The organism is Flavobacterium tyrosinilyticum (assembly GCF_023656565.1).
GTDB classification, from domain to species: Bacteria; Bacteroidota; Bacteroidia; order Flavobacteriales; family Flavobacteriaceae; genus Flavobacterium; species Flavobacterium tyrosinilyticum.
The window spans coordinates 556187-576986 of record NZ_JAMOKG010000002.1; the positions used below are offsets into that span (position 1 = coordinate 556187).

15 protein-coding genes are annotated in these 20800 nt (G+C 33.8%); 12 read left to right on the forward strand and 3 right to left on the reverse strand.

The annotated features are described in order from the left end of the window. Window positions 1–11: 11 nt before the first annotated feature. Complete coding sequence (locus NCC77_RS10160) at window positions 12–2645, reverse strand: TonB-dependent receptor (protein WP_250835467.1); 2634 nt, start codon at window positions 2643–2645, stop codon at window positions 12–14. Window positions 2646–2937: 292 nt separating this feature from the next. Between NCC77_RS10160 and ychF the strand changes: the two genes are divergently transcribed. The 9 genes from ychF (at window position 2938) to NCC77_RS10205 (ending at window position 14330) form a co-directional block, all read left to right on the forward strand. Continuing rightward, window positions 2938–4032, forward strand: coding sequence for a redox-regulated ATPase YchF (gene ychF, locus NCC77_RS10165; RefSeq protein ID WP_012024533.1), 1095 nt, complete (start codon window positions 2938–2940; stop codon window positions 4030–4032). A 341-nt stretch (window positions 4033–4373) separates the two neighbouring features. Then, entirely contained in the window at window positions 4374–5051 is a 678-nt protein-coding gene (locus NCC77_RS10170; RefSeq protein WP_250835468.1) for a TIGR02117 family protein, read from the forward strand. 7 nt (window positions 5052–5058) lie between these two features. Next, window positions 5059–5751, forward strand: coding sequence for a hypothetical protein (locus tag NCC77_RS10175; protein ID WP_250835469.1), 693 nt, complete (start codon window positions 5059–5061; stop codon window positions 5749–5751). 74 nt (window positions 5752–5825) lie between these two features. Beyond that, entirely contained in the window at window positions 5826–6767 is a 942-nt protein-coding gene (locus NCC77_RS10180) for a YihY/virulence factor BrkB family protein (RefSeq protein WP_250835470.1), read from the forward strand. A 14-nt stretch (window positions 6768–6781) separates the two neighbouring features. Continuing rightward, window positions 6782–7306 (forward strand): NADPH-dependent FMN reductase, encoded by a 525-nt coding sequence (locus NCC77_RS10185; RefSeq protein ID WP_250835471.1) that lies wholly within the window; start codon window positions 6782–6784, stop codon window positions 7304–7306. Then, window positions 7307–8281, forward strand: a complete 975-nt coding sequence (locus NCC77_RS10190; protein WP_250835472.1) for a transglutaminase domain-containing protein — start codon at window positions 7307–7309, stop codon at window positions 8279–8281. It abuts the gene before it with no gap. Between the two features lie 76 nt (window positions 8282–8357). After that, the gene (pncB, locus tag NCC77_RS10195; protein WP_250835473.1) at window positions 8358–9533 is read left to right on the forward strand and encodes a nicotinate phosphoribosyltransferase; all 1176 of its coding nucleotides are present in this window, start codon (window positions 8358–8360) and stop codon (window positions 9531–9533) included. A 162-nt stretch (window positions 9534–9695) separates the two neighbouring features. Further along, on the forward strand, window positions 9696–11564 hold the full coding sequence (locus NCC77_RS10200) for a DNA topoisomerase IV subunit B (protein ID WP_095931725.1): 1869 nt from the start codon (window positions 9696–9698) through the stop codon (window positions 11562–11564). Between the two features lie 45 nt (window positions 11565–11609). Further along, the gene (locus NCC77_RS10205; protein ID WP_250835474.1) at window positions 11610–14330 is read left to right on the forward strand and encodes a DNA gyrase/topoisomerase IV subunit A; all 2721 of its coding nucleotides are present in this window, start codon (window positions 11610–11612) and stop codon (window positions 14328–14330) included. Between the two features lie 56 nt (window positions 14331–14386). Here NCC77_RS10205 and NCC77_RS10210 read toward each other — a convergent pair whose 3' ends face one another. Further along, window positions 14387–16849: an AAA family ATPase gene (locus NCC77_RS10210; protein WP_250835475.1), complete on the reverse strand. Its 2463-nt coding sequence runs from the start codon at window positions 16847–16849 to the stop codon at window positions 14387–14389. Between the two features lie 7 nt (window positions 16850–16856). Beyond that, a complete protein-coding gene (locus NCC77_RS10215; RefSeq protein WP_250835476.1) occupies window positions 16857–17909 on the reverse strand; it encodes a PKD domain-containing protein in 1053 nt (350 codons plus the stop codon). Window positions 17910–18254: 345 nt separating this feature from the next. Here NCC77_RS10215 and NCC77_RS10220 point away from each other — a divergent pair, with 345 nt between their 5' ends. From NCC77_RS10220 to NCC77_RS10230, 3 genes are read left to right on the forward strand one after another with little or no spacing between them, the layout of a single operon-like run. Next, entirely contained in the window at window positions 18255–18896 is a 642-nt protein-coding gene (locus NCC77_RS10220; protein ID WP_250835477.1) for a C40 family peptidase, read from the forward strand. Continuing rightward, the gene (locus NCC77_RS10225; protein WP_250835478.1) at window positions 18880–19824 is read left to right on the forward strand and encodes a type VI secretion system baseplate subunit TssG; all 945 of its coding nucleotides are present in this window, start codon (window positions 18880–18882) and stop codon (window positions 19822–19824) included. Before NCC77_RS10220 ends, NCC77_RS10225 begins: the two co-directional genes overlap by 17 nt. Window positions 19825–19826: 2 nt before the next feature. After that, the gene (locus tag NCC77_RS10230; RefSeq protein ID WP_250835479.1) at window positions 19827–20795 is read left to right on the forward strand and encodes a TssN family type VI secretion system protein; all 969 of its coding nucleotides are present in this window, start codon (window positions 19827–19829) and stop codon (window positions 20793–20795) included. Window positions 20796–20800 lie beyond the last annotated feature (5 nt).

The following is a 20800-nucleotide window of genomic DNA, read 5'->3' on the forward strand; positions in this document are numbered from 1 at the left end:
GTTGTTAATTATTAAAAAGTAAAACCAAGTCTTGCATAGTAATAAGCACCACTGAATCCCATTTGTACAGCATCCCAATATCCTCCAGCTTCTGTGTTTCCTTGCTCATCTTGTTTGGACGGATATACGTTAAATAAGTTGTTGCTTCCGATAGTTAGTTTTAAACTTTTAGTGAACTGATATCCAACTGTTAAATCGGTTACCACTCTCGGGTTGTAAACATCATCTTCGTCTGCATAATCTACCAAAACAACTTTGCTGAAACGAGTAAAAGCTAGTCCGGCGTCAAATTTGTTTTTAGCATAGTTTAGGTTTAAACTGAATTTGTTGTCTGGAGCAGAAGCCAATAAAAAGGCTTTTTCGCGTTTTCCGAAGAAAGTTGCTTCATCAAGAGTGCCGTTTTTAACTTTGTCAATTTTCATATCGTTGATGTTTCCAACCAAAGTGGCACTAAGCTGGCCAAAATCGAATCCTTTTTTCCAAGAGAAAACTACATCAAGTCCGTGGGTGCTCGTGTCTACACCATTGGCAAAAAACTGTGCTTCAGAAACGCCAAGGTTTAAAGCACTTGCATCAAAATATCCAGTAAGTACAATACGATCTTTTACCTGAATATAGTAACCGTCAATTGTTGCAGTGAAATCGCCAAAAGATGCTGTAAAACCTAAAGATGCATTTACTGCTTTTTCTTCGTTTAATTTACCAATTCCGAAAGCTCTTGTAATTTCGCTGTCATTTGGTGCCAATAAAACTTCAGTTGCACCGCTTGCATTAAAGTTGGTGAAACGCAAATTATAATAAATCTGTGCTAATGATGGAGCACGGAAACCTGTACTTGCAGAACCTCTTAAATTAAAGTGTTCGCCGAGTTTTAATCTAGAGGCTAATTTTCCATTTACTGTACTTCCAAAATCACTGTAATTTTCAAAACGAACGGCTGCATTTACCATTAAATCTTTAGTGATATCCAATTCTCCATCAGCATATAAAGAGAAGTTGGTACGGCTTTCATTTACTTCATTCGCAGGGCTATAACCAGGAAAACCTTGCGAGCTTCCAGGTCTAGGATTTCCCGAGATAGGATCAATTGGCGCACTTTGAGTGGTAGGATCAGTAATAGGTTGTCCGTTGGTGTCGTAAGTGGTATATGATCCTTCTTCACCAGCAAAGATTTCAAATTTTTCCACTCTAAATTCGGTTCCAAAAGCAATATTAAAGCCTTCAAGAACACTGTCATAACTTTTAGAAATATCAAAATTAGTGGTGTTTTGAAGCAAACTATGTCCTCCAGCATCAAACTCATGGGGAGATTTTTCTTCAAGAGAAGCATTTATTGTTCCTTTAATATCGTATTGAAATTTATTTTTTCCGAAAGTATTACTCAAATCAAATTTCCATCCTCCAGTAGATTCTGTTTTGATTCCGGCAGCAACTGAATTATCATTAATTTTTGACGTAATTCTTGGCGTGTAGCCTCCAGGATAAACTGATTCTACCACTCTTTCTCCATCATTTCTGGTAAAAGCATAAGCATCTGTATCTCTGAAATTACTTCCTCCAAAAGCGTAGAATTCTGTTTTGTCTGCAATCGGAATAGAAAGATTGGCAAATAAATTTACTCCATGCATACTTGCGTCACCAAAACCTTTTCTAAAATCATAAGCAGGTCTTAAGGTTTTATTTTTGTTCAAAAACTCACCTGTAAAGTTTGCATAACCGCCTTTAGTTCCTAAAGCAACTCCGTAATTAGCAGCAACTCTTACAGAACCACCATCAAAATCCTGATCTTTTCCGTATGAATTTCCGTTTCCATCTTTATCTAGTCTAAAACCTTTTGTATTTGGTGTACCAGGAAGAAAATCGCCTTTTGCATTTGTGTTAAAAGCACCGTAGGTTATAGATCCTGTTAATTCGTTTACATTATCGTTTGTAATGATATTGATTACTCCAGCAATGGCATCAGAACCATATTGTGCCGAAGCGCCGTCGCGCAAAATCTCGATCCTTTTGATAGAAGCAGCTGGAATTGCATTCAAATCTGTTCCTGTGTTTCCACGACCTCTTGTTCCAAATAAGTTAATTAAAGACGATTGATGCCTTCTTTTTCCGTTAATTAAAACCAAAGTCTGGTCTGGTCCCATACCTCTTAATGAAGCAGGATCTACGTGATCGGCACCATCAGAACCCGATTGTTTGTTGGCATTAAAAGACGGAGCAACATATTGGAGTAATTGATTAATTTCAATTTTACCGCTTTGTGTTGTAACATCTTTTACGCTAATAACGTCAATGGGAACGGCAGAATTTACAACAGTTCTCTTGGTGCTTCTAGATCCTGTAACGACAACATCACTTAAAACTTGACCTTCACTTTCGCCTAAAACAATGTTTATCTTGTCGGCAGAAGCTGCTTTTTCGACCGTTGCGAATCCTACATAACTGAAAATTAAAGTAGCGCCTTCTTTTACTTTTATTTTATAGCTACCTTCAAAATCGGTAGAAACACCATTTGAAGTTCCTTTTTCGACAATATTTACACCAGGAAGCGGTGCGCCGGATTTGTCTTTTACAATACCCGAGACTTCTTTTTGTGCAAAAAGAAACGCTGAATTCAGCAGAAATAGTAATAATGCAATCTTTTTCATGGCATTTGGTTTTTTGGTTTGTTTTTTGTTGATTAGTTTTATAAAAGTACTTTTTTTTAACAAAAAATTAGTAAAGTGTTTAAAAATTTTTAAGATTAGGGCTAAAATTATATTATTGAACATTTTTACTTCGTGCAAGAGCTATTAAATCTTATATTTGCAAAATTTTAAAGCCAAAAAATATCATTTTGGCAGAAATAAAGAAAAACACGTAAATCATAATACATTAAATAACAGGGTTTAATGTTGAAGACCTTTTTAAGAGGTCGAATAAATAAATAGAAACAAACAGATGAAAGCAGGAATTGTAGGATTGCCAAATGTTGGAAAATCAACATTATTTAATTGTTTATCTAATGCAAAAGCGCAGAGTGCTAACTTTCCGTTTTGTACAATCGAGCCAAATATTGGTGTTGTAAACGTTCCAGATCCAAGAATTAACAAATTGGAAGAATTGGTAAAACCAGAGCGCGTTCAAATGGCAACTGTAGATATCGTAGATATTGCAGGTTTGGTAAAAGGAGCAAGTAAAGGGGAAGGTCTTGGAAACCAGTTTTTGGGAAACATTAGAGAGTGTAATGCTATTATTCACGTTTTACGTTGTTTTGATAATGATAATATTGTACACGTTGATGGAAATGTAAATCCAATTCGTGATAAAGAAACTATCGATATCGAATTGCAGTTAAAAGATTTAGAAACTGTTGAAAAACGTTTAGAAAAAGTAAAACGTGCTGCAAAAACAGGAAATAAAGAAGCTCAAGCTGAAGAGGCTTTGCTAAATAGAATCAGAGAAGCTCTTTTACAAGCAAAATCTGCAAGAACAATTGTTCCTCAAAACAATGATGAAGAAGTTTTGATGGAAGCTTTCCAATTAATTACAGCAAAACCAGTTTTATATGTTTGTAACGTAGACGAAAGTTCTGCAGTAAATGGGAACAAATATGTAGATCAAGTTCGTGAATTAGTAAAAGACGAAGAAGCTGAAGTTATTGTTCTTTCAGTAGGAGCGGAGGCAGATATTACAGAATTAGAAAGCTATGAAGAGCGTCAGGTTTTCCTTGAAGATATGGGATTGGAAGAGCCAGGAGCATCAGTTTTAATTCGTGCAGCTTATAAGTTGTTAAAACAGCAGACTTATTTCACAGCTGGTGTAAAAGAAGTTCGTGCTTGGACAATCAATATTGGAGCAACTGCACCACAAGCAGCGGGAGTTATTCATACTGATTTCGAAAAAGGTTTTATTCGTGCAGAGGTAATTTCATACGATGATTACGTTCAATACGGTTCTGAAGCAAAAGCAAAAGAAGCTGGAAAATTCAGAGTTGAAGGAAAAGAATATATTGTAAAAGATGGTGATGTAATGCATTTCCGTTTTAACGTTTAATTTTTTTCTTTAGAAAATAGAGTAAAGAATAAAGAGAATAGACTAAAACTGCTGGAGAGATTCAGCAGTTTTTTTATACCCAAAAATCAAAGTTCTGTTTTGTCAGGCTGAGCGAAGTCGAAGCCCACGCAAAGATTGTTTGATACTTTTCGGAGCTTCTTGTATGTCCTTCGACTTCGCTCAGGATGACAAAAATAAGAATAAAAAATCCGTTTAAATTCGCGCTTTCGCGAAAGCGAATCCGTAAAATCCGCTTACCATTTTCAGAAAACAAAATTTTTGGCTCAAAAATTGGTTAGAGAAAAATTAACCAATTACTAATCTAAAATCAACCAATAAAAATGCTAAAAAAATCATTTAAAATTCTAGGCTGGACACTTTTCGGAATTTTCAGTTTTCTTGCTCTTTACATTACTTCTGTTTTAATTATTTCTAAAATTACAGTGAACTCAGATATATCAAAAGTCGAAGAACAAAATGCTATTCCAATTTACATTCTTTCAAACGGAGTGCATACCGATATTGTAGTTCCAATTAAAAACGAAGTTAAAGATTGGCGAAACGAAATTCAATTCAGTCAAACTCAATCAAAAGATTCGTTAATGAATTATATTGCTTTTGGCTGGGGTGATAAAGGATTTTATCTCGAAACACCAGGATGGTCAGATTTAAAAGCCAGCACAGCCTTCAAAGCTGCTTTCGGAATCAGTTCATCTGCGGTGCATGCTACATTTTTTAAGCAATTAAGAGAAGGCGATGATTGTAAACGTATTTTAGTTTCTAAAGAGAATTATCAAAATTTAGTGGATTATATTTCCAATAGTTTCAGCGATCCAGCTCATCCACAATGGATTGAAGGTCACAGTTACGGCAAAAAAGATGCTTTTTATGAAGCCAAAGGAAGTTATAGCCTTTTCTATACTTGCAACACTTGGGCAAATAATGCTTTAAAAGCAGCCAATCAAAAAGCGAGTTTGTGGACGGTTTATGATAAGGGAATTTTCTATCATTATAAATGATCCTGGGATGAAGAAAGCAGTTTTAATTATAGCAATAACTGTATTAATTGTTTCCTGCAAAAAGGCTGATGCAACTGCAGAATCTGGTGGTTTGACATTTTGTTTTGAGAATCCTCAACCGATTGATGATTCTGAACTAAATAGCTTTCCCTCTAAATTTAAAGGACTATATATGAATCCAGATTCTACTTTTTTAAGAATTGACGATAATGGAATCTTTAGAGAATATTATTTTAAATTCAAGGTTCACAGACAAAAATTAGATTCTTTAAAATCTGAATATGACCTCATCGATGGGAAATTAATTACTAAAGATAGAAAGGATAAATTTGATGTGCTTAAAAAAGGCGATTCTATTGAATTGTCTCAAAGAGATACGGATACATTATTCAGATTGTCATATAATCAGAAATTAAAGCGTATTAACGGCCAGTTAGTATTAAGTATAAGAGATTCTGTTTTTTGGAAGATAAAAACGATTACATTAGAAAAGGATATTCTTAAAATCAAAAATTTCTATTTACAAGAAGACTTGAAGAAATTCGACTCGGTTACTGCCATAAAATCAAAAATGCTAGATTCACTTTCTTATTTGATCAAACCAACAAAGAAAGAATTTAAAAATATTTTAAAAATTAGAAATCTAGGATATGATCAGGAATATAAAAAAGTTTCAAAACAAGACATGGAAAAAATGTAAAATTCGATTAAAAAGCAAGAATTAAAGAGTTTTCATTATTGCGTAAATTTGAGAGAATATCAAATAAGCAGCAAATGAAAATCAAAAATATATTCTCCAAAACTTGGTTTCTCTTAAAGAATACCTTTTTAGAATTTAACGATGATAATGCCATTAAGTTAAGCGCTGCATTGGCGTACTATACGATATTTGCATTGCCGCCTTTATTAATTATTATTATCACAATTTGCGGTTTCTTTTTTGGAGAAGAAGCGGTGACTGGAGAATTGTACGGACAAATTAATGGTTTGGTAGGTAATGGCGCTGCTACTCAAATTCAGGAAGCTATTAAAAATGTGCAATTATCTGGCGATAATGTTTTTGCAACCGTTTTTGGAATCGTAATGCTATTAATTGGAGCCTCGGGAGTTTTTGCCGAAATACAAAGTTCTATTAATTTTATTTGGGGACTTCGTGCAAAACCAGATAAAGGAATTAAGAAATTTATTCAAAATCGATTAATGTCATTCTCTATGATTGCTTCAGTTGGGTTTTTAATGCTGGTCAGTCTTTTTATAAGTACAACTTTAGATTTACTTAGTGCACGTTTAAAAGTCTATTTTCCAGAAAGTACCGTGTACTTATTTTACATTGTGAACGTGGTCATTGTTTTAGCCAGTATTACACTGCTTTTTGCTATAATTTTTAGAACATTACCAGACGGAAAAATAAAATGGAAAGATGCTTTTATAGGATCAGGAGTTACGGCAATACTTTTTATGATTGGTAAATTTGCCATTGGATTTTATTTAGGCAGTTCGACAGTAGCGTCTGTATATGGTGCAGCGGGTTCTGTGATTATTATTCTGGTTTGGGTTTATTATTCGGCAATAATTCTGTATTTTGGAGCAGAATTTACGAAGGTCTATGCAAAGTCTTACGGAGGAAAAATCTATCCTAACGAATATTCTGTAGAAATTGCAAAGGAGATTTATGAAATCGACGGACCAAAAAAAGAACCAATTGAAGAAAAATAACTAAACGAGAAACCATGAAAATTATAGCCTTTGGAGGAAGTAACAGCAAACAGTCAATCAATAAACATTTAGCTACTTATGCGTCAAGTTTGTTTGAAAATGCAGACGTTGAAGTTCTAGATCTTAACGATTTTGCAATGCCTGTATTTAGTGTAGATCTTGAAAAAGAAATTGGTCAGCATGAAGTGGCGCAAGCATTTTTAAAAAAGCTTAAAGAAGCTGACATTCTGGTTGTTTCAATGGCAGAAAATAACGGGAACTATTCTGTTGCTTTCAAAAATGTTTTCGATTGGAGTTCTAGAATTGAAAAAGATGTTTTTCAACATAAACCAATGTTATTATTAGCAACTTCTCCAGGCGGAAGAGGAGGCGCATCTGTTTTAGGAATTGCTCAGAATCTTTTCCCGCGTTATGGCGCAGAAATTAAGGGAAGTTTCTCATTGCCAGCATTTGGCTCGAATTTTGATTTACAGGAAAATAAAATTTCTAACGTTGAGTTAGATAATGAATTGAAAAACATTATTAAATCAAATTTTTAAATGCCACAAAAAAAGATTGCCCTTATTTTCCTTTTATTAAATATTTTTTCTATCAATTTTACTTTCGCTCAAAAGATTAGCGAAGTTGATAAAATAGTTGCAAAATATCCAAAAAATTTTGACAGCACCGAAAAACTAGCCGACAGAATCGAGAAAGATTTTGATTCGGATGCCGAGCGTGCACGCGCTATTTATAGCTGGATTGCTTTTAATATAAGATATGATTACAACGCCTATTTGAATCCGCCAAGAGTGCAGGGTTTCAGTTATTCTACCGAAGCCGAAAAACAGCGAAAAATAAAACAATTGAATGATAACCTTATTCAAAAGACTTTTAACTCTAAAAAAGCGGTTTGTGAAGGCTTTACTGCTTTGTATCAGAATTTGGCAGAACAAGTTGGCTTGAAATGCGAAATTGTTAAAGGAGATTCTAAAACAAGATTGGCTGATATTGGAAGAAAAAACACTTCGTCAAACCATGCTTGGAATATGGTTTTGATTAATAAAAAATGGCGCTTGATCGATGTAACTTGGGGTCAAGGGTATTATGATAGTAATAAAGGAAGAATGGTTAATGATTTTAATCCGATTTATTTTGATACCGATCCTGACTATTTTTTTGCCAAACATTTTCCAGATTCTGGATCATTTTTAGGAGATCGATTAAGCAAAGATGATTTCTTAAACGGCCCTTTGATTTATAATAAAACGATCGAAAATGATTATAAAATCAAAACTCCAAGTTCCGGAATAATCGAAGTGAAAAATGGAGATAAAATAACTGTCGAAATTAAAAATGTTTCCAAATCCAATCAGGTTTTTTATTTAAACAAAAAGAATCAACCAGTTAAAGTTCAAAATTCAAAGAAAAAAAGAGGAGGCTTAGAGTTTCAAATTCTTATTGACAGCAATGTTGGTAATTATATCACGATTTTTGTTGACACCGATAGTATTGTGTCTTTTAAAATTGTCTAGAAAATTAGAGTTCTTCAATATTTTATCTTTTCTGAAATTGCCGTATCTTAGCAGGAAATGAAAAGAATTTGATGCTATGGAAACAACTTTTTTGAAATCAATTTTAGATAATGATTTCTACAAATTTACAATGCAGCATGCTGTAATAAAGCTTTTTCCAAAGGCAAAAGTCCGTTACGGATTCATAAATCGTGGTAAACATATTTTTCCAGAAGGTTTTGCAGATCTACTTCGCGTTTCTGTAGATGCAATGGCAGATCTTCGTTTAACAAAAGAAGAAAAAAATTATCTGGCCCATTATTGCCCTTATTTGGATCCCACTTATTTAGATTTTCTCCAGGGATATAGTTTTGATCCTTCTGAGGTGCAAATCAGTCAAGAAGGGTCCGAAATCAGTGTTACCGTAGAAGGATTTTGGTATAGAACAATTTTGTGGGAAGTGCCACTAATGGCATTGATTTCAGAACTGTTTTATAAAGCGAGCCATCTGATTCGCTTAAATGATGAAGCCATAAAGAATCTTACGAAAGAAAAAATTGAAAACTATAATAAACTAGGAGTTTCAGTTTTAGAATTTGGAACAAGACGTCGCCATTCTTATGAAGTTCACGACTTAGTAAATAAAACGTTGAGCACTTATGGTGGGCAAAGTTTTATTGGAACAAGCAATGTGCATTTTGCAATGGTCAATAATAAGCGTCCTTTAGGAACACATGCGCACGAATGGTTTATGTTTCATGCCGCGCAATATGGTTTTCAGGTCGCGAATTTTATAAGTCTCGAAAACTGGACAAAAGTTTATGGCGGTGATCTCGGAATCGCTTTAACGGATACTTATACTACAGAAATATTTTTCAACCAATTCGATAAAAAATATTCTAAGCTTTTTGATGGTGTTCGACATGACAGCGGCGATCCAATTGAGTTTGCCCAAAAAGTAATTGCTCATTATACCAAAATGGGAATTGATCCCAAATCAAAAGTTATTGTTTTTTCAGATTCTTTAAATTACGATAAAGTAAAAAAGATTGTCGATTTCTGTCAGGACAAAATAAAAATGTCATTTGGAATCGGGACAAATTTCACCAACGATGTTGGTCTTCCAGCCATGAATATGGTTATAAAATTAACCGATACAAAACCTGACAACATACATTGGCAGGGAGTTGTTAAACTTTCTGACGAAAAAAATAAAAACACGGGAACGCCCGAAATGATTGCATTGGCAAAACAAGTGTTGGGAATCAAATAGCATTTTTTTGCTAAAAAAGCAGTTTTTTATATTTTTAGTGTTCGTTTTATTTTAAAATCAATTTAAATAGAATTTAAACTGTTATTATTCATAACAAAAAAGAAATACGCTTTTATTTTTTACCGATAAATGGTACATTAGCCAAAAATCCTAAATTCATTTATGCTAGAGCAAAATCAATACAACGAAGATAATATTCGTTCACTCGATTGGAAGGAACATATTCGTATGCGTCCGGGTATGTACATCGGGAAATTAGGGGACGGATCATCACCAGATGATGGTATTTATATTCTTTTAAAAGAGGTTTTAGACAACTGTATCGATGAGTTCGTTATGGGTGCCGGAAAAACTATCGAGGTAAGTATTAAAGACAAAACAGTTTCTGTTCGTGATTACGGACGTGGAATTCCATTGGGTAAAGTAGTCGATGTAGTTTCGAAAATGAATACTGGTGGAAAGTACGATTCTAAAGCTTTCCAGAAATCGGTTGGTTTGAATGGTGTCGGAACAAAGGCAGTAAATGCTTTGTCTAATTATTTCCGTGTAGAATCGGTGCGTGATGACAAACAAAAAGCTGCTGAATTCTCTGCCGGAAATTTGGTTCTAGAAGAAGACGTTATCGATACAACAAAACGTAAAGGAACAAAAGTAATTTTTACGCCAGACGAAACGATTTTCAAAAACTATAAATTCCGTTTAGAATATGTAATCAAAATGGTCAAAAACTATTGTTATTTGAACAATGGTTTGACTATTATTTTCAACGGAGAAAAATACTATTCAGAGAACGGACTTCGTGATTTATTAGAAGAAACGATTAATGAAGACGATTTAGAATACCCAATTATTCATTTAAAGGAGCATGATATCGAGGTTGCGCTTACACACAGTAAAACGCAATACAGCGAAGAATATCACTCTTTTGTAAACGGTCAGAACACAACACAAGGAGGAACGCACTTAGCGGCTTACCGTGAAGCTGTTGTAAAAACAATTCGTGAGTTTTACAATAAGAATTTCGAAGCATCAGATGTTCGTAAATCTATTGTAAGTGCGATTAGTATTAAAGTGATGGAACCAGTTTTTGAGTCTCAGACCAAAACAAAATTAGGTTCTACAGATATGGGTTCTGATGATGGAACTCCAGCAGTTTCTGTTCGTACTTTCGTTAACGATTTCATCAAAACGAAACTGGATAATTACCTTCATAAAAATCCAACAACTGCCGAAGCTTTATTGCGTAAAATTCTTCAGGCAGAACGTGAGCGTAAAGAATTATCTGGAATTAGAAAATTGGCAACAGATCGTGCTAAAAAAGCCAATCTTCACAATAAAAAATTAAGAGATTGTCGTGCGCATCTTCCGGATACCAAAAACCCAAGAAACTTAGAAAGTACACTTTTTATTACCGAGGGAGATTCGGCTTCTGGGTCGATTACAAAGTCGCGTGACGTGAATACACAAGCGGTTTTCAGTTTGCGTGGTAAGCCTTTGAATTCATACGGAATGACGAAAAAAATTGTGTATGAAAACGAAGAATTCAATTTACTGCAAGCAGCATTAGATATTGAGGACGGATTAGAAAAATTACGTTACAACAACATCGTAATCGCAACCGATGCCGATGTCGACGGAATGCACATTCGTTTGCTGTTGATTACGTTCTTTTTACAATTTTTCCCAGAATTAATAAAAGAAGGGCATTTGTATATTTTACAAACACCGCTTTTTAGGGTTCGTAATAAAAAAGAAACGATTTATTGTTATTCTGAAGAAGAAAGAAAAGATGCTATTGAGAAACTGAAACCAAAGCCAGAAATCACCCGATTTAAAGGTTTGGGAGAGATTTCGCCAGATGAGTTTAAAAACTTCATTGGAGACACCATTCGCCTTGATCCGGTTATGATGGATAAACATACTTCAATCGAGCAATTATTGTCTTTTTATATGGGTAAAAATACACCAGACAGACAAGAGTTTATTATCAAGAATTTGAAGGTGGAGATTGATGAGCTTGAGGAAGTTTAAGATTAAAGAAGAAGAATTTTTTAGTAGTTATACTGAACAAAATATATGAAAGACGAAGAAGACGATAACATAATTCCAAACGACGACGAGAATAATCAGGATGAAAACCAAATTGATGACAATCAAAATGGAGATGACGATGAGATTATTGACGTAGATGCTAAACATTTTGAAGGGCAGCATTTTTACGAAAATCAGGATGAAGAAGGCGAAGACGTTATTACAAAAGTAACCGGAATGTACAAAGACTGGTTCTTGGATTACGCTTCGTATGTAATTTTGGAACGTGCAGTTCCTGCTATCGAGGACGGATTTAAACCTGTTCAGCGTCGTATTATGCACTCTTTAAAAGAGTTGGACGATGGTCGTTATAATAAAGTTGCCAATGTTGTTGGTCACACCATGCAGTATCACCCACACGGAGATGCGAGTATTGGTGATGCAATGGTGCAAATTGGTCAGAAAGATTTATTAATTGACTGTCAGGGAAACTGGGGTAATATTTTAACAGGCGATGGAGCAGCAGCTTCGCGTTATATTGAGGCACGTTTATCTAAATTTGCTTTGGAGGTTTTATATTCTCCAAAAATTACCGATTGGGGAGTTTCGTATGATGGTCGTCGTGCAGAACCCAACAATCTTCCGGTAAAATTCCCATTGCTTTTAGCGCAGGGGGCAGAAGGTATCGCAGTTGGTTTATCAACAAAAGTTTTGCCTCATAACTTCAACGAGTTAATTGACGCTTCGATTAAAATCTTAAAGGGAAAACCGTTTACGCTTTATCCTGATTTCATGACGCAAGGTATTGCCGACGTTTCTAATTATAACGATGGAATGCGCGGCGGACGTGTGCGTGTGCGTGCTAAAATTTCGCAATTAGACAAAAATACATTGGTGATTACACAGATTCCGTTTTCGACCAATACATCGAGTTTAATTGATAGTATTTTGAAAGCCAATGAAAAAGGTAAAATCAAAATCAAGAAAATCGAAGACAATACAGCTGCTGATGTTGAGATTTTAATTCACCTTTTCCCAGGTGTTTCGCCAGATAAAACTATTGACGCTTTATTTGCCTTTACCGCTTGTGAAACATCTGTAGCGCCTTTAGGGTGTGTTATCGAAGATAATAAACCGTTGTTTATCGGTGTTTCTCAAATGTTGAAAATTTCAACAGAAAGAACAGTCGATTTACTTCGTCAGGAATTAGAAATTCAGTTAGAAGAATTAAAAAATAAGTGGCACTTTTCTACTTTGGAGAAAATCTTCATTCGTGAAGAAATGTATATTGACTTCAAATTATACGGAGACAGAGAATCACTTTACAAATATTTATACGATCGTTTTGAGCCTTTCAAAAAATCATTCGTTAGAGAAATCAATGACGACGATTTACAGAGATTAACTCAAATCCCGATGATTCGTATTACGCGTTTCGACTCTGATAAAGCGGATGATTTAATCGCTAAGTTAGAAGATGAGATGAAAGAAGTAGAGCATAATCTGGAACATTTAACAGATTTTGCAATTGCTTATTTTACGAAATTAAAAGAGAAATACGGAAAAGGCCGTGAACGCCAAACAGAACTTCGTGTTTTTGATAACGTTGAAGCTACAAAAGTTGTTTTAAGAAACACAAAACTTTACGTAAATCGCGAAGAGGGATTTGTTGGAACAAGTTTAAAGAAAGACGAATATGTGGGCGATTGTTCTGATATTGATGATGTTATCGTGTTTTTAAGAGACGGAACATTGATGATCACAAAAGTAGATGCCAAAACATTTATCGGAAAAGACATTATACACGCCGCAGTTTTTGATAAAAACGATAAACGCACCATTTATAATATGATGTACCGCGATGGTAAATCGGGGCCATCTTATATAAAACGTTTTAATGTTACGGGTGTAACACGTGATAAAGCTTACGATTTAACTAATGGAACAAACGGTTCTCAGGTAGTTTATTTTTCACATAATCCAAATGGAGAAGCTGAGGTTGTGACTATTTTGCTTCGTCAAGTTGGAACGATTAAAAAATTGAAATTTGATATTGATTTTGCTAATTTAGCGATTAAAGGACGTGGTTCTAAAGGAAACTTGGTTACCAAATATCCAATTAAGAAAATTGAATTAAAAGAAAAAGGAATTTCGACTTTATTGCCAAGAAAAGTTTGGTTTGATGATACGGTAAAACGTTTAAATGTTGATGCAAGAGGAGAATTATTAGGCGAATTTAAACCAAGTGATAAAATATTGGTAATTAGTCAATCGGGTAAATTAAAGGTTATTATTCCTGAATTATCGACTCATTTTGATGAAGATATGATCGTTTTGGAAAAATGGAAACCTAAAAAACCAATTTCTGCAATTTATTATGATGGAGAAAAAGAGCGCTATTTCTTGAAACGTTTCCTTGTAGAAAACGAAGGTAAGGAAGAAAGTTTTATTACCGATCACCCGAATTCGCAGTTAGAGATTGTTTCAACAGATTATCGTCCGGTTGCACAATTGGTTTTTGCCAAAGTAAAAGGGGTTCAAAAAGATGATTTACATATTGATGTGGAAGACTTTATAGCCGTAAAAGGTTTCAAAGCATTAGGAAATCAGTTGACAACAGATAAACTAAAACAAGTAAACTTATTAGATCCGCTTCCTTATGAAGAACCTGTTGAAGAAGTTCCTGAAAGACCAGAAATTTCAGAAGACGATCCAGTCGAAACAGAATTAGATGACGATGGCCAGATAGGCTTGGTTTTAGAATAAAAAATGAAAACGCTAAGAATTAATTCTTAGCGTTTTTTTATAGATAGATTCTTCGATTAATTTTCAACGGGAACAATTTCTTCTTTAATCCATTTCACTTCGTTATTCTCAATAATTACCGTAACGATATCGCCATCTTTGACTTCTCCAGAAATTAGCTTCTTTGCCAAAGGTCTTCTCAAGTGGCTTCTAATAATGCTTTTAATGGGTCTTGCTCCATATTTAGCATTAAATCCGTTTTCGGCGAGATAAGTTTTAGTCTCAATCGGAATTTCGACTTCGATATTGATGTTTTTCAATAAGTCAGTGAATTCTTTTTTAAGATGTATTTCAAATATTTTAAGTGCATTTTCTTTACTAAGTGGGGCAAAAGGAATAATTTCAGTTAATCGTCCTAAAAACTCAGGTCTGAAATAATTTGCCATAATTTCCATTAAAGAAGTTGAACTCGGAATTTCGCCGCTGTTAAAGGTTTCTACAATGTGATCTGCTCCAATATTCGATGTAAAAAGTATAATAGCATTCGAAAAATCACCTTCTTTTCCTAAACGATCGTGAAGTTTACCTTCGTCCATAACCTGTAGGAAGACATCAAAAACAGATGGATGCGCTTTTTCAATTTCATCAAATAAAACAATAGAGTAGGGCTTCTGTCTAATTTTGTTGACCAGCAAACCACCTTCTTCATAACCCACATATCCTGGAGGCGCACCGTATAGAAGAGCTGCAGAATGTTCCTCTTTAAATTCAGACATGTCAAATCTGATAATTGCATTTTCATCTTGAAAAAGAAATTCAGCTAAACTTTTGGCTAATTCTGTTTTTCCAGTTCCTGTTGGACCTAAGAAGAAAAAAGATGCAATGGGCTGACCTGCTTTGCTTAAACCTGATCTTGATTCTAAAATAGAACCTGCAACCGTGGCAATGCAATGATCTTGCCCGATCACTCTTTTGCTTAAAACCTCTTCAATTGTGTTAAGTTTATTTTTTTCTTCTTCGTTTAGCTTGCCTGCCGGAATTCCGGTTTTTTGTGCAATTATAAGAGACAAATCAAAAGGCTCAATATGAACACGTTTGTCTAAAGCTCTCTTTTCGATTATTTGCAAAAGGTTTTCAATATGAGCGATGATAACATCAGAAGATTCAAATATTTTAGAATTGTTCTCCTCATCAGCAAGCATTAAAAAAGCAGTTTTGTTTGCTAAATCGGTTAAAAACCAATTGCATTCTTTAATTAATTGTTCTTCAGATAAGCCCTTTTCATTTTGTTTAAGAGCTTCCAGTTTGCTAACAAGCGCAGCTTTTTCTTTTAAAAAAGTTTCACCAGAAGTTTTTAGAACAGACATTGTATGGTCAATCAGATTTATAGCTGATTCTGGTAGACTTTTTTCTTTTAAATACCTTTTAGATAATCGAATAGATTCAGAAATCGTTTCGTCATCAATTTGTATTTTATGATGTTCCTGATATGTTTTTATTGATTCACGAATCATTCGAAACAAGGTTTCATCATCCGATTCTTCCAGTTTCACAATTTCAAACATACCTGAAAGCCCTTGCTCTTTTTCGATTCTTTTTGTAAATTCATCAATTGTCGAGGTTGCAATAATGTTTAAACCTTTTGCCAATTCACCTTTTAAAACATTAGAAACTCCAGAATCTCCACCATTTTTATCTAAAAGAGTATGTATTTCTTCTATAATTAAAATTGCTTTTGGATACTGTTTTAACTCCTGAATACAGTTTTTTAAACGGTCTTCAATTTCTCCTTTGTACGAAGCGCCAGCAATTAAAGAAGATAAATCCAGTTCGAATAACTGCACTTTGTCTAATACGTCTGGAATTTTATTATTAATGACATTTTCGACCAGAGCATCAATTAAAATGGTTTTTCCAATGCCACGATCACCAATTAGCAATACATTTGGTTTAGAGAAACGGCATAAAATTTCTTTAATAGTATTTAATTCGGCCTCACGGCCTATTGCAGGTATTCTTTTCTTGTTCTTTTCAAGATTTTTATGAATGCAGTATTTACCCAAAAAGCCTTTTTTAACTTCTTGTTTGACCGTGTTATTATTTTGTGGGATAACAATCTGATCCTCCAGTAATTCATTTCTAGAAATAGGATAAGATTTCATCTGGTCAAAATTGAAAGCTACACCAGGCGAACTGATCGCAATTACAACAGCATAAAGACTAATTTCGTCTTCATTTAATGCTATTCGAACAGATTCAGCTTCTTTTATAATTTCGTCAATGAGATTGTGTGGTTCAGCATCAAAAACATTAGCAGTTTTAGGCTCTTCTTCAATTCGTACTTCAGCCCATTCATCAAGATAATACACATCTTTACCCATAGCTTCAAGTCGTTTTAAAAGCGATAAATCTCTATTTAAAATAGCTTTTAGCAAATGAGCAGCTGAGTAATACTTGTTTGAATTGGTTTTAGCAATCTTTTTGGCAATTTCTAATGCGCTTAACAGCTCTGTACTGAAAATGTTTTTTTCTTCTTCCATACCCAATTTAATCTTTAGACCATATCAAATACTTTTTTACTTTGTAGCTGATATTTAATCCTTTAATGCAGTTAGTTTGTTTGTCTTTGTTTAAGCGTATTGATTCGATTTTAATTTTCTTTCCTTTAACTGAGGCGCATAATTGAGCAAAAGTCAATAAATCTGCGTCGTTTTTTACAACTGGAATATCAAGATCGTCACATAAAAATTCGGCAAAATCATCTTTTACTTTACTGCCTTCTGCCACTTTTTTAAATAAAATCTCAAACTGATCTTCAGACATTTTAGGTGCTTTTTTGACTGTGGCAGTACTGTCTTTTATTGTTTTTGCTTTAGGAGCAACAGGTACGTATTGCAACATTTCTTCCAGAGGATCTTTTTTTACAGAACCGCGAGGAAGCGCAAAAGCTTCTGCTTTTTTCTCAAATTCATACGAACTAACATCCAACGGATTGGTCTTTTTTATAACTCTTGGATGCACATAAATTATCTTTTTTGCGACACGGCTAAAATCGCCATTTATGACCAACGTAATTGTTTTTTCACCAGGAGTAATGAAGTTGTAGACTGGGTTTGAAGAAGTTTCATCTATGCCTTTGTTTTCACCAAATGCCCATTCCCAAGTCTTAGCATCTTCAGAAATTGACTTAAAATAGGCAGGCTGTCCAACGGTGATCGTTTTAGGTGCAATAATCTTTGGTGTGCCTATTTTATCGGCAGCAAATTTGTCTTTTATAACCAGCTCTTTTGTATGGGTGCAACCCCCGTTTATTGTTAGTGTAACATAGTATTTCCCTGGGTTTTTGTAAATGTGAAAAGTATGTTTTCTGACATCTTTTTCTGATCCGTCTCCAAAGTCCCAAACCCATGATTTTGCATTAGGAGTTTTATCATAAAATTCTATAGATTCTTCTGATTGCGATTGGTCTGAAAAGATGTAAAATTTTGCGTCTTCACAATCGACATGATTAAAAAATTGAACTATAAAGGCAATGATTCCAGCTAATAACAGGATGGTAAAAAAAAATACAATCCTAATATCGATATTTTTTTGATTCATTTTTAAATTTTGGAATATTTTACTATGTAAGATAATTTTAACAAAAAACGGAAGCAAATGTAGTTTTTATTATTTTAAAAAACTTATATTTTATACTATAAATTTTACAAAAAAGATTTGTATTCTTACAAAATATTTTGTTAGGTTTGTAACCACCTCGTTCCAAAATGTAAATAAATTCATAATAAACGAGTTACGTCCAAAAATGAGAATTTTCTCAAGGTTGAAAAAGGAAAAATGAGCGATAAGTTTGTTTTTAATGTTGCTGAAATTTTAAAAAAGACCCATTTTGGGAAGTCAATTATTTTTTAATTATCTAAAAAGAGCGTATTAATATTATTTTTTATGAGGCAGATTGTTATAATGATTCTTATGATGCATTTATTTACAGAATGCCATGCTCAAAAATATATTTCCCAAATTCCCTTCAAATATGATTATTCTCTGGAGCTGTTAAAAAAACAGGCTCAAATGACCGAAACAGGTTTAAAGAATAAAACAGTCGTAAATGATAACTCCGAGAATTTAAGCGACGAAGTATTAGCTCTCAAAGAGAAATACTCTATTATTTTGGCTGTAATGCCAAATAAAATCACCAATTATAAATTATACTCGTACATAGATCCTTGGTTGAACACCCCGTATAAAGAGAAAAGCTTTTCTAAAAAAGGAATCGATTGCTCGTATTTTCTACAGTCTTTATACAGTGATGTTTACAAAGTTACTCTTCCTAAAGATCCTGCAGGGATGTGGAAATCTAAATCGATCCAGATTTTTACTGGGAGGAGTTTTCTTGCCGAAGGCGATCTAGTTTTCTTTAGATACGATAAAGATCATCCAATATCTGATGTTGGCTTGTATCTGCATAATGACCGAATTCTGGCTTGTACAGACAAGGGTTTGGCAATATATAATTTCAATGATGAATACTTTCAGTTACGATATATAGGCGCAGGACGAATCAACGAAGATGGAAAGAAAAAGTAAAAAAAGTCTTGAGGAGCTTGCGTACGAAATAGAGAGTATTTCCTATGATATAAGGGCAGAAGTTGTTGCTAATGAACTTCTTGAAAATAAAGCCGTGGCACAAGACGAAATCACGATTTCGAACCATGGACAGTTTTCACGAGCCTACAGAAGTGATATTCTAGGAGCAGGAATTCAGGACGATAATTACGACAAACAGGAGTATCTTAATATTAGGCTGTCGCGAGATAGTATGTATGATGCATTACCTGAGGGTTTTGTTCATAGTTTGACTGAAAATAATGCGGATAAATCTGTAAAACAGATGATTAAGGAGCATAAACACCAGAAAAAGCAAGAAGCAGAAGCTCGTGTTTTTTTTACTCCTTTTGAGAATGAGATTTTTCATTATCGAACTAAAATTGAAAGTGTTGAAAGAAATTTTTTGTATCAGCTCAACGGAAGTAAGCCATTGGAATTTTTCTATGATTTTTGGGGATTGTCGCACATTTATCCAGAAATTTTAGTTTCAAAGTTTATTCAGCTTTTGCCATACGCGTATAAAATAGTGGGAGATATAGAATTGGCTTGTCATTGTTTGTCTAGTATTATTGAAGAAAAAGTAACTTATACAACGACTACTTCGAAAGAATATAGTGAAGAAGGAGAGCAGATTAAGTTAGGCGAAAATAGATTAGGAGTTGATTTTATTACCGGGAAAGATTACATGGATTATTCGATGAATTTAACCATAAAAATAGGCCCGATAGTGAATAAACCGTATCAGCATTATCTTAAAAACGGCGAGATAAAAATATTTATAGATTGTTTTTGCGAACATTTCTTTCCGATGGAAGTAGAAGTAAAAACAGTTTTATTGATTAATGAAGAAACCGAAGAGTTTAATTTTAGTAAAGAACCTGTGTTAGGGTACACAACACGAATTTAGTAATGGTAAAAAAGCATTTATTAGCCCTTATTGATATTAGGCTTATTGTATTTTTAGTAGCGATTATAGCAGTGAGTTTTATACTTACGATGGTATTCAGCGATAAAATAAAAGAATTTGCAGTACAGTATAAAAGAAAATTTTACATCTATGTTTTCTCATTTGTATTGATATATGCCCTTGTTGGTTTTTTGGGGTATAACAAATTATTCACAGAGTTATCAGACGAATTTCGATTTTATCAAATAGCATCACTTTTATTCGGAATCCTTAATGTTTACCTGTACAGATGGTACTTTAATGAATTCAATAAAAAAGGATCTGTTGGCATAGAATTGTTGTTTTCTTTACTAATAACACTTTACTCAAGTGTATTATTTGTCATTATCTACACTGCATTAAACGGCATTGCCTTGACTTTTTTAATGTGTTCTCACTTCTTGGTATTTATCGTTCCAACAGGAGTTTATGCGGTATTTAATTATATGATGCAGATACCTCCTAAAGAGTATGTTACTTGGAGAATACCCGAAAGAAAAAATCCTTTTCCTGAGATAGAAAACGTTCAAATGAAGGATTTACTACTGATAACATTATTGATTCAGAAAAAAGAAAGCGATACAAAATATACCTCAATTAGATCAAAAGGTCCGGTTAGAATTGATTTTGGGGCTCTATTTTATCATACCGTTTCAGGATATAATGAGCATAATGCAGAAAGTAAAATTGATTTAAAGCATAATGGAGAAAATTACAATTGGGTTTTCTTTTTACAGCCTAAATGGTATCAGACAGCGAAATATGTGGATGCGAAATATACTTTAGGGATGAACGGCATCACTGAAAATTCAGTCATTATTTGTAAAAGACAAAGAGTGAAAGAAATTACTCAAACAAAAAAAGAAGGAAAAGGTAAAGACTTTATGTTTGAACCTAAGATGGAAAATAAAGAAAAAGAGGTTGAAGTTTAATGTTG

Coding starts and splice junctions, on each gene's coding strand:
- NCC77_RS10160 (WP_250835467.1), bottom strand. CDS start 2,645: ATGAAAAAGATTGCATTATTACTATTTCTGCTGAATTCAGCGTTTCTT.
- ychF (WP_012024533.1), top strand. CDS start 2,938: ATGAAAGCAGGAATTGTAGGATTGCCAAATGTTGGAAAATCAACATTA.
- NCC77_RS10170 (WP_250835468.1), top strand. CDS start 4,374: ATGCTAAAAAAATCATTTAAAATTCTAGGCTGGACACTTTTCGGAATT.
- NCC77_RS10175 (WP_250835469.1), top strand. CDS start 5,059: ATGAAGAAAGCAGTTTTAATTATAGCAATAACTGTATTAATTGTTTCC.
- NCC77_RS10180 (WP_250835470.1), top strand. CDS start 5,826: ATGAAAATCAAAAATATATTCTCCAAAACTTGGTTTCTCTTAAAGAAT.
- NCC77_RS10185 (WP_250835471.1), top strand. CDS start 6,782: ATGAAAATTATAGCCTTTGGAGGAAGTAACAGCAAACAGTCAATCAAT.
- NCC77_RS10190 (WP_250835472.1), top strand. CDS start 7,307: ATGCCACAAAAAAAGATTGCCCTTATTTTCCTTTTATTAAATATTTTT.
- pncB (WP_250835473.1), top strand. CDS start 8,358: ATGGAAACAACTTTTTTGAAATCAATTTTAGATAATGATTTCTACAAA.
- NCC77_RS10200 (WP_095931725.1), top strand. CDS start 9,696: ATGCTAGAGCAAAATCAATACAACGAAGATAATATTCGTTCACTCGAT.
- NCC77_RS10205 (WP_250835474.1), top strand. CDS start 11,610: ATGAAAGACGAAGAAGACGATAACATAATTCCAAACGACGACGAGAAT.
- NCC77_RS10210 (WP_250835475.1), bottom strand. CDS start 16,849: ATGGAAGAAGAAAAAAACATTTTCAGTACAGAGCTGTTAAGCGCATTA.
- NCC77_RS10215 (WP_250835476.1), bottom strand. CDS start 17,909: ATGAATCAAAAAAATATCGATATTAGGATTGTATTTTTTTTTACCATC.
- NCC77_RS10220 (WP_250835477.1), top strand. CDS start 18,255: ATGAGGCAGATTGTTATAATGATTCTTATGATGCATTTATTTACAGAA.
- NCC77_RS10225 (WP_250835478.1), top strand. CDS start 18,880: ATGGAAAGAAAAAGTAAAAAAAGTCTTGAGGAGCTTGCGTACGAAATA.
- NCC77_RS10230 (WP_250835479.1), top strand. CDS start 19,827: ATGGTAAAAAAGCATTTATTAGCCCTTATTGATATTAGGCTTATTGTA.